We start from the raw sequence: 13,561 nt of genomic DNA, 5'->3' as shown, positions 1-13,561 counted from the left end.
ATGGCAAGACCCAATTCTTCAACCTATGCCCCTTATTATGAAACCTACATTAAAAAGGTACCTGAGGATAACGTTAACGAAGCCCTCAAAAAGAATACTGAAGTGTTTTTAGATTTTTTAGAAAATCTGCCGGAAGCAAAATCGGATTATGCTTATGCACCAGGTAAATGGACATTAAAAGAAGTATTATTACATCTGAGTGATGCCGAGCGCATTTTTAGTTATCGCGCTTTACGTATTGCCCGCAATGACCAAACTCCTTTAGCCGGATTTGAGGAAGATGAATATGTACCCTATTCAAATGCATCCTACAGAACATTGGCTAGTATTATTGATGAATTAAAAGTCGTTAGAACTTCCACACAAATTCTTTTCAACAGCTTTAACGCTGATGCGCTTGATCGTATGGGAACAGCAAGCAATCATCCCGTTGGCGTCTGTGCGCTTGGCTTTATCATTGCAGGGCATACTTATCATCACATGCAAATTATAAAGGAAAGATATCTGTAAAAATTTCAAGTAGAATCCATTTCCTTTTTGACATCAGTGAGTCAATAAACTATCGACATAAAAAAGCCCAATATACATATATTTTGAAATCTAAGAAAGCTATTTTTTAATCCTTGCAAAGAAATTGTTCTTTATTGATGACAATACAGAAGCAACAAATTCAGGATCATAAACATAAATACTACTTAGATTAATACTATATCCCGGTTTGTTAACAATAATTTTACTACCAACATTATGCTTAACTTCTGCTTGTTTAAGCATTTCTTTTACTGCCAGAATTCTGTAAACATATCGCCCCGTTTCAGTATTTAAATGTAATCTAAAGTAATTATCTTCATCCTGATTTTTCGTATGCTGCTGGAGTTTTGTTGAACCGATATTATACGCGGCTGCAACCATTGTCCAAGAGCCAAACTCCCTGTAAAGCTCTTTCAAATAACGACAAGCAGAGTTAGTTGATTTCTGAATATCATATCGTTCATCAACCACATCATCGACTCTCAAACCATAGTTTCGTGCCGTTGCAGGCATAAACTGCCAATAACCTGCCGCTCCCTTAACAGAAGTATCAGACTTAAACCCCGACTCGATAAAAGGAATGTATTTGAAATCTTCTGGAATGCCGTGCCGTTTTAAAATTGGCTCTATCACTGCGAACCACTTTTTTAAGCGCTTGGATGAGCGATGAACATTTTGTTTATTAACGTCACAATTTAAAACAGCGGCTTTTAATTTCGTTTTTACCGTTGGATCATTCTCCGGAATATTTTCGCCGGCAAAATTTAAAGCCGGTTTTGAAATCTTTTTAGCTACTACAGGAGCATCCATATAAGCTTTACTAACAGAGAACCCGTTCTGAATATTAAAAAAGAACAAATTCGCGACGGTCAAAATCAACACAACCGTACTACAAGTTATAAAATACTTTTTTATTGTCTTTCTCATAACTTAGATTCTTTTTTGAAATAATCAAATGCAAAAAAAATGCATATAAAGAATTTCAGTTTGTAAGCACAACTAATGTACCAGAAACTCGATTGATTTTAAAACCAGTTCATTATACGACTGATTCCAGTAGGCCTTTTCTTGGTTTTAAGCTTTAAAGGAATAATAGAATTCGCATCAAATTGAACTACAGGACGTGACAATGGATTTTTCATTGTCCCCATAATTCCCAATGCTGCAAATAAATTAATAGATTGCATGGGTGTCATTTCAGACGACTTGTCCGAATTTTCTAACAAATGTTTAAATACAATTACCTTATAAACGTAATTGCCAGTTTCCTTATTCAGTTTTAAATTGAAGTAATCGTCTTCATCCTGGCGGTTCATTGCTGACTTTAAAGCACCTTGACCTACATTGTAAGCCGCCGCAACCAATGTCCAAGAACCTAATTCTGCATAAAGATCATTTAAGTAACGAGCAGCCGCAACTGTCGACTTTACAATATCTTTCCGCTCATCTATCTTTTTTGATATCATTAAACCATATCCACGAGCTGTGGTGGGCATAAACTGCCATATACCAGTCGCTCCAGAATGAGAACGTGCATTTACACTAAAACCTGATTCAATTGCAGGAATATACTTAAAATCTTCAGGAATACCATATTGTGCCAAAATAGGCTCAATAACAGGAAACCATCTAGCCGCTAACATTTCAAGATTAGCCAGAAAACTTTCGTTATTACGTTTGTTATAGTTATTTATAAATTTATCGTAAACATGATCGTTGTCAAACGGAATTGCTTCTCCGGCAAAACTTAAAGCATCAGACAGAAACCCTTTTGAAAGATCAGCAATACCAGGAACATTAGCTGCTTTACTAGAATTATTTTTTATGACAGAAGGTGCATCAGAATCAGCATAAGCATTTATTGAAAATAAAGTCAACAAAGCTCCAAAATATAAGTATTTTTTCATTCTGTATTTTTTCGTGAACACTAAGACGCGTTTATTTCAAACGGCCTTTTCTCAAACCGGCTGCAAAACTACACACTATTTAGCTGATTTACAACATTTTGTCAAAAACAACCTAAAAACAGATTCTTAAAAAGAAAAATAATAAATAAAAAATCGGCGTTTAAAATGTCAAAAAGGGTGATTTTTCTGAATTAGAAGCTTATGAAAAAAAGCTTTAAAAAAGTGATTAAATTAAAAACGTACCTTTGCAAAAAATATACATTATGAGCAGAGAATGGAAAAGTCGTGACGACAAGTCCTCAGGAAAAGGAAAAAGTGATCGTTCAGCAAGTAAAGGAAGGTCTTTTTCTTCCAACGATAGAACAGAAAGAAACAGCAGAGGCTCCTCTGCCAGCAGAAATGCTTCAGAAAGACAAGTAGATAATCGCCGGGAAAACGCAGGAGACAGAAGCTTTAATCAAGAAAGTAAACCTTACGGCAAACAAGATAATCGTTCCGGCGACCGTAAACCATATAGCGACAGATCTTCAAGTAGTGATCGTAAACCATACGGAGACAGACCTTCGGGAGGAGACCGTTCACGTTCATTCGGTGACAAACCGGCTTTCGGAGATCGAAAACCGTATGAAAAAAGACCTTCGGGAGGAGATCGTTCACGTTCATTCGGAGACAAACCAGCTTTCGGAGATCGTAAACCCTATGGAGACAGACCTTCGGGAGACGATCGTTCACGTTCATTCGGTGACAAACCGGCTTTCGGAGATCGTAAACCGTATGGGAACAGACCTTCGGGAGGAGACCGTTCACGTTCATTCGGTGACAAACCGGCTTTCGGAGATCGTAAACCCTATGGAGACAGACCTTCGGGAGGCGGAGATCGTTCACGTTCATTCGGTGATAAACCGGCTTTCAGAGATCGTAAACCCTATGGAGACAGACCTTCGGGAGATGACCGTTCACGTTCATTCGGTGATAAACCGGCTTTCGGAGATCGTAAACCCTATGGAGACAGACCTTCGGGAGGCGGAGATCGCAAGAAAACCTTCAAACCTCGTTCGAATGATGGCGTAAGAACCTTTGACCGTCCTTACCGCGAACGAAGTGCGCCAAAACCAGAACGTCAGCATGAAGCTAATGATGGCTTATTGCGTTTGAACCGTTACATTGCCAATGCAGGAGTTTGCTCACGCAGAAAAGCCGACGAACTAATTGAATTAGGCGAAATTCAGGTTAACGGCATTGTTATTACTGAATTAGGGCACAAAATTAGTCCAACTGACACGGTTCATTTCAACGGACAATTATTGCGTCGCGAACGCATGACTTACGTTTTATTGAATAAACCTAAAGATTACATCACCACTACCGATGATCCTCGTGAACGTCGTACGGTAATGGAATTGGTAGAGAAAGCTTCAAAAGAGCGTATTTATCCTGTTGGTCGTTTGGATAGAAATACAACTGGTTTACTATTGTTAACCAATGATGGTGATCTGGCTGAGAAATTATCTCATCCAAAACATAAGATCGAAAAGCTGTATTACGTTACCCTAAACAAGAACATCAGAACGGAAGATCTTGAACAAATCAAAGAGGGTATTGAACTTGAAGACGGATTTGTTAAACCTGACGAAGTTGCTTTCGTTGATGGAGCTTCTAAGAAAGATATAGGCATTAAAATTCATAGCGGAAAGAATCGTATCGTGCGCCGTATTTTCGAACACATGGGTTACGAGGTGATGAAACTTGACCGCGTAATGTATGCAGGTTTAACCAAAAAAGACATACCGCGCGGAAAATGGAAATACCTTGATGAAAAAGAATTAATGTTCCTCAAGCGTTTAGTTAAATAAGCTAATGGTAGTATATACCTATCACGCTAAACAACATTAGATAAAACGAAAATGGCCCGTAATCACTCACGGGCCATTTTTTATACTACTACAAATACAACTTTTCTGCCTTAAACTTTATACGTAATTTAACCAGCAAATGATATCTTGCTTCGCTCGATCACTTCTAAATAATACTGCTCATACAACGGAAGAATAAGGCTTAACTCGAACGTTTTAGCATGTTTCAGGGCATTACTTTTAAATGTTTTAAGGCGTTCTTCATCTCCCAAAATATAAATCGCATTTTTGGCCATATCATCTACATCTCCCACATTACTCATAAAGCCGGTCACACCATTTATATTCAATTCAGGTAAACCTCCCGAATTTGAACTAATTACCGGAACCTGACAAGCCATGGCTTCTAACGCCGCCAAACCAAAACTTTCTGATTCAGAAGGCATAATAAACAAATCAGATACTGAAAGTACTTCTTCTACAGCATCTTGCTTGCCTAAGAAACGAACATTATCGCAAATGCCTAAATTACGACACATTTGTTCAGCTGGAGCACGCTCCGGACCATCACCAACCATTAATAATTTTGCGGGTACTTCTTTCAATATTCTGGCAAAAACTTCAACCACATCATTCACACGTTTTACTTTTCTAAAGTTAGAAGTATGCGTAATCAGCTTTTCACCGCTGGGAGCAATTGCTTTTTTAAAGTGATCTTTGGGTTTCAATTTAAAACGCTCCAGATCAATAAAATTAGGAATCACCCTGATTTCATTGCTAATATCAAAATGCTGATAAGTATCATCCTTCAAATGTTTTGAAACAGCGGTAACTCCATCTGATTGATTGATCGAAAAAGTAACTACCGGTTTATAGGTAATATCTCTACCTACTAAAGTAATATCAGTACCATGCAGCGTGGTTATAAATGGGATATAAATCCCTTCTGAAGCCAGGATTTGTTTAGCCATATAAGCCGCAGAAGCATGAGGAATAGCATAATGTACATGCAGAATATCCAGTTTTTCATACTTTACCACATCTACCATTTTACTAGCTAAGGCCAACTCATAGGGTGGAAAATCGAATAAAGGATAATTGGCAACAGAAACTTCGTGATAGAAAAGGTTTTCTGAGAAGAAGTCGAGACGAGCAGGCTGACTGTAGGTAATAAAATGGACCTTATGCCCCTTTTCCGCCAGCGCTTTTCCTAACTCGGTGGCTACCACTCCGCTACCTCCAAATGTAGGGTAACAAACTATACCTATTTTCATCTATTTTATATTGGATTTATTGATTGCTTTGCTTACTAAATTACGGATTAAATCCTCCTAGATAAATGAAAAAGCACTTAAATTGTTTTTCCGGCAGCTCTCTGAATACAATTTCAAAACCAAACCAATTGAATTTCAGGCTTTAAAAATCTACTCCCCTATAATTTTCAACCAGCAACAGATATTTTTTTGAGCAGTTAATTACTAACCGCACTCCCCTCCGCTTTCTTCAAGGCATCGTAAACCACCTGATGAATTTTAGGGCGAATTCCCATGCTGCCTAATTTATTATTTTCCGAACTTGAATTTACCCGATTAGAAAGGAACACATAAATCAAATTAGTTTTAGGATCCACCCAAACACAGGTACCTGTAAATCCTGTGTGGCCAAAGGTTTCATCGGAAGCATCTTTGGCAGTTGCACCGAACGATCGTTCTTTCAGATCAACTTCAGGCTTATCAAATCCAAGCCCGCGCCGGCTGACGAATGGGTCGTTATAGACCGTAAATTTTTCAAGCGTTTCCGGTCGCAAATAACGTTGTCCTCCATATTCTCCTCCGTTCAAATCCATTTGCATTAAAACAGTCAAATCATTTGCATCGGAGAAAAGACCCGCATGACCAGCCACTCCTCCTGTCATTGCCGCGCCCTGATCATGCACATCTCCATGAACCAATTGCTTTCTAAAGTATTTATCGTCTTCAGTCGGAACAATCCTATTCAACGGCAAACGATTGCGTGGATTATAACCCATGGTTGTTAATCCGAGTGGTTTGTAAAAGGTATTCATTACATAATTTTCCAGAGGTTGCCCGGTTACGTTTTCTAAAACCTGCTGCATAAAATACATGCTTAAATCGCTGTATTCATATTTTCCGGGAGTTTTAAGTTTAGAAGCAAGCATCTCTGGCAACATCACTTTTTCAAAATAACCTTTACGCATGTAGTAATGTTCTGCCACTCGGGTTGGGAATGCAGCGCTTGAATCAGCACTCCAATCTGCTGCAGAAATGTACCTATAAAAAGGAATATAGGGCGTTAAACCCGCTTGATGAGTCATTAAGTCTTTGATCAAAATATTCGACTTATCGTAATTTCTAGCTTTAGGAACATATGTGCCGAATGTTTTATTAAGATCGACAGACCCATTCTCCACTAATTTCATGACACCCTGGGTGGTAGCAGCAATCTTGGTAACCGAAGCTAAATCGAATACATCATCTGTTTTTTCAGGCTGAAGACGATCGAATGTATGGTATCCAAAGGCTTTTTCATAAAATACTTTCCCATCTTTAGCCACCAACACCACACAACCCGGATACGCTTTTTTAGTAATCCCGTCCATGGCAATTGAATCAATTCGGCTAAGATCAGCAGAATGGATACCAACTGATTCAGGCAAGGCATATTCCAGACGGATAGGCTGAGTTGTAACGCCCTCTCCTTTTTTACAGGAAACGCCTACATCAACCGGAAGTTTTCCTTTAACTCCAATCCCTCCAAAAATAGCTTGTGCAGCCAAACTTCGATTTAAGGTATTATCTTCAAAACCAATTACAACCGGCGACAGATAATCAAAATTAGTAAGACAGTAAGGATTTCCGAAAACACTAAAGACAACCTTGGTTTGCTGACTCAGCTTATAGATAAAGGTTCGGGCTGTTTCTGAAATGCTATAGTTATCAGTGCTGCTTGTTCCGACATCATGCAGGCCAATAATAACAGTGTTATAACCTCTCAAATTATTAAGCAAACTATCAAAATCTTTGGTTTCAGCCCACATACGCATAGCGAACGTTTTTACAGGAGCATATCGCTTTAAGGTGTTCAAAAATGAATTATCCAGCTCACTACCTATGCTAATAGCTGCAATCTTTTGATTATCCAACTTCTTTATTGGAAGCACATCATTGGTGTTCCTGAAGAGGGTGATTGCATTTTTAACCAACTCTCTGTTTAAATTTTTAGCATCAGGTGTATTTAAATCAGTAAGTAAGTTTTTCAAAACAATGGGCTTGTAATGATTAAGACCTAATGCAAATTTAGCAGCAAGTATCTTTTTAACGCGTAAGTTCACATCTTCAATGCTGATCTGTTTACGGTTAATTGCTTTTTTTATTTCAGCTATCCCTCCAGGAATGTAATCAGAAGAAAGTAAAATATCATTTCCTGCCAAAAATGCTTTAAGTGCCAAATCGCTAGGAGCAATACCTGTGCTTACCCCTTTCATGCTGAGTGCATCAGTAACAACTAATCCTTTAAAATTTAATTGACGCTGCAATAAAGAAGAATTCGCAAGATACGACAGGCTTGCTGGCATACCGGAAGCATCATAGGCCGGAACAGCAAGATGACCAACCATTATAGCCGTGACGCCCGTAGTAATCAATTCTTTGAACGGAAATAGCTCAACGCTATCCATAAGCGCTTTATTTTTATTGATTATCGGAAGCGTTTGATGCGAGTCCTGATCAGTATCACCATGTCCCGGGAAGTGTTTGGCGCAGGCAATTACTCCCCCATCTTGTAAACCCTGCATGTACAATACTGATTTACGCGCCACCATTCGTTTATCCTGACCAAAAGAGCGCTCATTGATCACTGGGTTCCAGGGATTATTATTAATATCAGCATCGGGAGAAAAACTCATATGAATGCCCATTCGCCGCAATTGCCGGGCTATTTCCAGTCCCAATTTATAGATCAGCTGATCATCTTGAATAGCTCCCAAGGTTGATTCTCGCGGAAAATTCATGGTACTGTCCAAACGCATGGATAAGCCCCATTCGGCATCCATCGAAATCATAAGTGGTACGTTCGCCTGTGATTGAAAGTAATTGGTGAGCAAAGCCTGGCGAACCGGACCTCCCGAAGCAAACATTACTCCCCCTATCTTATAATCACGAACCAATTCAGTAATTTGACGAACATGATTATAATCCCGATTGGAATATGCAGTCACAACAAACAGTTGTCCGATTCGCTGGTCAACACTCATCGTATTTAAGACGGAATCAGTCCATTTATTTGCTGAACTAATTTGTGAAACAGTAATACGTTGTTGAGCATAGCTGTTAACGCTTTGCAATAAGAAAAGTACAATGAAACAAGTACGTAGCTGACGGATCGATATTGTTTTCAAATGATAATAGAGTTTAAGGACGAATTTTATACTTTTACGATGTTTTGACAACGCGCATGATTAAATCATAGAATTTTGATAACCAATCAATTAAAACCATTTTTTTGTTACCCACCATGCTAACAAAACTAACAATTTTGAACAAGGTTGCAGGAGTTTAAAACAAAAGTTGGCTCTTAAGCGTGTTACTTAATCAAAACAAACTTTAGGCTTTCTACTAATTACCAGAATTTTACAATGTCAGATATAATTCAACTTTTACCCGATTCCGTTGCTAATCAGATTGCTGCAGGAGAAGTTGTACAACGGCCTGCATCGGCAGTGAAAGAGTTGATTGAAAATGCTATTGATGCAGGTGCCGGAACTATAAAATTGATTGTTAAAGAAGCCGGTAAAAACTTAATACAAATTATTGATGACGGCTGCGGCATGAGTGAAACCGATGCTCGTATGTCGTTTGAGCGCCATGCGACTTCAAAAATCCGCAAAGCTGAAGATTTGTTTGCAATTCGAACAATGGGTTTTCGGGGAGAAGCACTGGCTTCAATCGCTGCTGTTGCACAAGTGGAGCTCAAAACCAGACGACATGAAGATGAGGTAGGAACGAGCATTGTGATTGAAGGCTCGGAGATTAAAACGCAAGAGGCCTGCAGTACTGCCGCCGGAACCTCCTTTTCTATGAAGAATCTTTTCTTCAACATTCCCGCTCGGCGTAATTTTTTAAAAAGCAATGCATCAGAAATGCGCCACATTATCGACGAATTTCAACGGGTGAGTTTGGCCAATCCGGGTTTGTTTTTTAGTCTTCATCACGACGGACAAGAAATTTTTCATTTACCCAAAGGAACGCTTAAGCAACGCATCGTTCATTTATTCGGAAATTCTTTCAAAGAACGACTGGTTCCGGTAGAAGAACAAACTGACATCATCAATCTCAAAGGTTTTATAGGCAAGCCGGAGTATGCCAAAAAGACGCGTGGTGAACAATTTTTCTTTGTAAACAATCGTTTTATAAAAGATCCGTACCTGAACCACGCAGTAATGAACGCCTATCAGGAGTTAATGGCTACCGAATCGTTTCCGTTATATGTACTCTTCATCGACATTGATCCTTCTCACATTGATATTAACGTTCATCCTACAAAAACCGAAATCAAATTTGAGAATGAAAAAATCATTTACGCTATTATTCGTTCCGCGGTAAAGCGATCGTTGGGCCAGTATAACATTACTCCAACCATCGACTTTGAAGCTAATCCTTTGATGAAAGATTTTGTACCTTCAGCCGCACATATGAAAATGCCGAGTGTAACCGTAAATACGGAGTTCAATCCTTTCAAAACGGATGCACACCGGAGCTCTGGCTCTTATCAGCAACCTCAACAGTCAAAAATTAACCTTGGTAATTGGGAGCAGCTTTATAAAGTGGTCAAAGATGATGAGTTAAACCAAGCTTCACTTGGCCATCCTCTTTTTGAAATGCCGAAAGATATTGTAGAAGCATCCGAAGAGAAAGTTTCAATAAAGGAGAGCCAGGTATTTCAGATACATAATCGTTATTTAATTTCACCAATAAAATCGGGCTTTATTGTAATTGATCAGCAAGCGGCACACGAACGCATACTGTATGAACGTTATCAAGATTCGTTGGAGCATCACAAAGGCAGCAGCCAGCAAAGTTTGTTCCCTCAAACTCTCGAGCTTTCCGCTTCTGATTTTGAACTTGTGAAAGAACTCAGCGAAGACATTAAAGCACTAGGGTTTGACATCCGAGAATTTGGCCGTAATACAATAATTGTAGATGGTGTTCCGGCCGATGTAAGCAGTGGAAACGAAGCTCAATTATTGGATAGTCTGCTTGAAAATTTTAAAAACAATGCAGCGATTTTAAAACTCGACAAACGAGATAATCTGGCCCGTTCATTAGCAAAAAATGCGGCTTTGAAAGCAGGAATTGCTTTAAATAAAGAAGAAATGGGATTACTAATTGATGAACTTTTTGCCTGCCAAATGCCAAAAGTTTCAGTAAGTGGTAAACCTACGTTCATCACCATTGGCCTTGATGAATTACTGAAACGTTTTAGCTGATGAAATTTAATTTTAAACTATTTTCTATTTGGAGTTTCTGCTTACAATAATCTTTTCATGGATCAATTTAGACCACCCTCAATGTTTGCAAATTTACCGCCTGTTGTAAAAAACATATTAATCGTTAATGTGTTAGTTTTTTTTGCAATGATCAACCCTGCCATAGATAATTTATTCGTTCTTCATGGGGCGGCCTATTATTTTGATTCTCCAAATTTTCGGATTTGGCAGCTTATTACTTATGCGTTCCTACATGGAGGCTTTATGCATATTTTCTTCAATATGTTTGCTGTGTTTATGTTCGGAAAAATCATTGAAGAGTATATCGGCTCAAAGCGTTTCTTTTCGTTTTACATGATTACAGCCATTGGTGCTATTCTGTTTCAAATGTGCATCAATGCTTATGAAGTATATAAACTGACGGGATCTGTCATTCCGTATTCCCAGAATATGAATTTTTCAGACCCGGTGTTACTTGAAAAAGTTAAGATGATTTACTCAACACCTACTTTGGGTGCTTCAGGGGCGGTCTTTGGTATATTGCTGGCGTTTGGCTATCTATTTCCCGATGTAAAATTGATGATTATTCCTATTCCAATTCCAATAAAAGCAAAGTACCTTGTAGCTATTTATGCGCTTGTAGAATTAGGTTTTGGAGTAACGAATAGTTTAAGTAATGTTGCCCATTTCGCACACATCGGAGGCATGATTTTTGGCTTTATTTTATTGAAAGCATGGAACATTAAAAGGCCAAGTTCGTTTTATTGATTATGAACATCACTGAAGAAATTAAACAAGTATTTATTCGACCAAGAAAGGTGCTACACCAGTTCATAGCGGTGAATGTGGGTGTATTCTTTATTATCCAGTTGCTAAAAGTTGTTGAGTTGTTATTTAGCTTACCGGTAAATATTTCCACTTTTCTTATTCAACATCTTTCCCTTCCGTCCTCCTTAAATACTTTATTAACGCAACCCTGGAGCTTATTTACCTATATGTTTCTCCATGCAAATCTGTTGCATTTATTATTCAATATGCTGGGATTATATTGGTTTGGCCAGGTTGTAGAAGAATTCCTCGGATCAAAAAAATTCAGATGGATCTACTTATTGGGGGGAGTAATTGGCGGTATACTTTTTATCGCTGCTTATAATGTCTTTCCTTTATTTGCAGAAATAAAAAACAGCTCCACAATATTAGGAGCTTCAGCCGGAGTAATGGCTATTGTGGTTGCCGCTGCCACCTTGGTTCCTAATTTCCCATTTATGCTATTGTTATTAGGTGAAGTACGCATTAAGTACATTGCTTTTTTTTATATCCTGTTTGATTTAATAAGTATCGCAAGTGCCAATGCAGGGGGGCATATATCACACTTAGGAGGAGCTCTGTTAGGTTTTACCTATATTAGCCAAATGCGTTCAGGTGAGTCATCTTTTTTTTCAAACATAGGTAAAAAAATCACATCTGTATTTAGCGGCAAATCAAAAATGAAAGTAGCCTACAAAAATACCGATGCCAAAAATAAAAAAAGAGCTGCAAATGCTAACCGTCAGGAAGTGATTGATAAAATTCTGGACAAGATTTCTAAAACAGGCTACGAGGGTCTTTCTCGCGAAGAAAAAGAGATCTTGTTCAAAGCGAGCCAGGAAAAAGAATAATGAGCATCAGTTTCTTTTCAAAATCGGTTTTTATAATCAATATAATAGTAGCATTTCTGCTCCTGCTCACTTATCTTACCCCATTTATTGATCCAGCTACGCTTTGGCCCATTGCATTTCTTGGCTTGGCTTATCCTTTTATACTCGCCGCGAATTTGCTTTGTGTACTTTATTGGCTTCTAGGTTTAAAATATAAGGCGGCGCTTTCAATATTTGTTATTGCGCTAGGCCTACCTATTCATAAAAACTCGTTTGGTTTTCATTTTTTTGGCGATAATTATACAAAACCAGTAAATTCAATTCGAATTATGAGCTTTAATACTCATAACTTCAGAAAAAAAGATGATAAATCACCTGATGGATCAGCCAAATCAGAAATTTTAAAACTTATAAGGGATGAAAGGCCTGATATTATCTCATTTCAGGAGTTCTACACCAAGTTGAGAGGGATCTACAACATTATAGATAGTCTGAAAAAGGAAGGTTTAATTTATTACTATTTTGAAGAAATCAATCGTAATAAATATCAGGCCGGAGGAATTGCCATTTTTTCGAGATACCCGATTAAAAATAAAGGGATATTGCCGTTTTTTGACAATAAACGAACCTATAATACCTGCATTTTTACGGATATAAATGTAAAAGGGAAAACAATCAGAGTATTCAATACGCATCTACAATCGATCAGCTTTCAGCCTATTGATTACGAGTACATTAAAAAAATAAAAGATCTGGAAACTGACCCTATTTTAACACGAAGAATTGCCAGAATGCTAAAACGCGCTTTTGAAAAGCGAAGCTATCAGGCACGACTTATTGCATCAGAGGTTGAACAAAGTCCTTATCCAATATTAGTCTGCGGTGATTTTAACGACACCCCTATTTCGTATGCATTCACAACCGTTTCTAAGAATTTGCACAGTGCATTTACGGCTAAAGGTTGTGGCTTCGGAAGAACGTATAACGGCTCATTCCCCAACTTTCAAATTGATTATATTTTATATAGCAAGGAGTTTGAGGTGAAAAATTATTACATCATTAAAAAAAAGATATCTGATCATTACCCCATACGGAGTGATTTGACCCTTACAAACTAATCCATTTAAC

At 38.1% G+C, this 13,561-nt stretch carries 10 protein-coding genes; 6 read left to right on the top strand and 4 right to left on the bottom strand.

Annotated features, from left to right (window positions below; genetic code table 11):
- Positions 1–510, top strand: a complete 510-nt coding sequence (locus FN756_RS08760) for a DinB family protein (RefSeq protein ID WP_142603372.1) — start codon at positions 1–3, stop codon at positions 508–510.
- A 99-nt stretch (positions 511–609) separates the two neighbouring features.
- Here the strand turns inward: FN756_RS08760 and FN756_RS08755 are convergent, their stop codons facing one another.
- Together FN756_RS08755 and FN756_RS08750 are read right to left on the bottom strand one after the other, a co-directional pair.
- Positions 610–1,458: a lytic transglycosylase domain-containing protein gene (locus tag FN756_RS08755; protein ID WP_142603370.1), complete on the bottom strand. Its 849-nt coding sequence runs from the start codon at positions 1,456–1,458 to the stop codon at positions 610–612.
- Positions 1,459–1,556: 98 nt separating this feature from the next.
- On the bottom strand, positions 1,557–2,438 hold the full coding sequence (locus FN756_RS08750; RefSeq protein WP_142603368.1) for a lytic transglycosylase domain-containing protein: 882 nt from the start codon (positions 2,436–2,438) through the stop codon (positions 1,557–1,559).
- Between the two features lie 263 nt (positions 2,439–2,701).
- Here FN756_RS08750 and FN756_RS08745 point away from each other — a divergent pair, with 263 nt between their 5' ends.
- Positions 2,702–4,291 carry a pseudouridine synthase gene (locus FN756_RS08745; protein WP_142603366.1) on the top strand — a complete coding sequence of 530 codons (1,590 nt, stop codon included), beginning with the start codon at positions 2,702–2,704 and terminating at the stop codon, positions 4,289–4,291.
- A gap of 128 nt (positions 4,292–4,419) precedes the next feature.
- Here the strand turns inward: FN756_RS08745 and bshA are convergent, their stop codons facing one another.
- Entirely contained in the window at positions 4,420–5,565 is a 1,146-nt protein-coding gene (gene bshA, locus FN756_RS08740; RefSeq protein ID WP_142603364.1) for an N-acetyl-alpha-D-glucosaminyl L-malate synthase BshA, read from the bottom strand.
- A 197-nt stretch (positions 5,566–5,762) separates the two neighbouring features.
- On the bottom strand, positions 5,763–8,708 hold the full coding sequence (locus FN756_RS08735) for a glycoside hydrolase family 3 N-terminal domain-containing protein (RefSeq protein ID WP_142603362.1): 2,946 nt from the start codon (positions 8,706–8,708) through the stop codon (positions 5,763–5,765).
- A gap of 237 nt (positions 8,709–8,945) precedes the next feature.
- Here FN756_RS08735 and mutL point away from each other — a divergent pair, with 237 nt between their 5' ends.
- The 4 genes from mutL to FN756_RS08715 are packed head-to-tail and all read left to right on the top strand — an operon-like array spanning position 8,946 to position 13,551.
- A complete protein-coding gene (mutL, locus tag FN756_RS08730; RefSeq protein WP_142603360.1) occupies positions 8,946–10,796 on the top strand; it encodes a DNA mismatch repair endonuclease MutL in 1,851 nt (616 codons plus the stop codon).
- A gap of 57 nt (positions 10,797–10,853) precedes the next feature.
- Positions 10,854–11,564, top strand: coding sequence for a rhomboid family intramembrane serine protease (locus FN756_RS08725; RefSeq protein ID WP_142603358.1), 711 nt, complete (start codon positions 10,854–10,856; stop codon positions 11,562–11,564).
- A 2-nt stretch (positions 11,565–11,566) separates the two neighbouring features.
- On the top strand, positions 11,567–12,454 hold the full coding sequence (locus tag FN756_RS08720) for a rhomboid family protein (RefSeq protein ID WP_142603356.1): 888 nt from the start codon (positions 11,567–11,569) through the stop codon (positions 12,452–12,454).
- Complete coding sequence (locus FN756_RS08715; RefSeq protein ID WP_142603354.1) at positions 12,454–13,551, top strand: endonuclease/exonuclease/phosphatase family protein; 1,098 nt, start codon at positions 12,454–12,456, stop codon at positions 13,549–13,551. Before FN756_RS08720 ends, FN756_RS08715 begins: the two co-directional genes overlap by 1 nt.
- Positions 13,552–13,561 lie beyond the last annotated feature (10 nt).

This window comes from Solitalea koreensis (assembly GCF_900182575.1).
GTDB classification, from domain to species: domain Bacteria; phylum Bacteroidota; class Bacteroidia; order Sphingobacteriales; family Sphingobacteriaceae; genus Solitalea; species Solitalea koreensis.
This window is presented reverse-complemented; position numbering and strand designations above follow the sequence as displayed.

Coding starts and splice junctions, on each gene's coding strand:
- FN756_RS08720 (WP_142603356.1), top strand. CDS start 11,567: ATGAACATCACTGAAGAAATTAAACAAGTATTTATTCGACCAAGAAAG.
- FN756_RS08725 (WP_142603358.1), top strand. CDS start 10,854: ATGGATCAATTTAGACCACCCTCAATGTTTGCAAATTTACCGCCTGTT.
- mutL (WP_142603360.1), top strand. CDS start 8,946: ATGTCAGATATAATTCAACTTTTACCCGATTCCGTTGCTAATCAGATT.
- bshA (WP_142603364.1), bottom strand. CDS start 5,565: ATGAAAATAGGTATAGTTTGTTACCCTACATTTGGAGGTAGCGGAGTG.
- FN756_RS08745 (WP_142603366.1), top strand. CDS start 2,702: ATGAGCAGAGAATGGAAAAGTCGTGACGACAAGTCCTCAGGAAAAGGA.
- FN756_RS08755 (WP_142603370.1), bottom strand. CDS start 1,458: ATGAGAAAGACAATAAAAAAGTATTTTATAACTTGTAGTACGGTTGTG.
- FN756_RS08750 (WP_142603368.1), bottom strand. CDS start 2,438: ATGAAAAAATACTTATATTTTGGAGCTTTGTTGACTTTATTTTCAATA.
- FN756_RS08760 (WP_142603372.1), top strand. CDS start 1: ATGGCAAGACCCAATTCTTCAACCTATGCCCCTTATTATGAAACCTAC.
- FN756_RS08715 (WP_142603354.1), top strand. CDS start 12,454: ATGAGCATCAGTTTCTTTTCAAAATCGGTTTTTATAATCAATATAATA.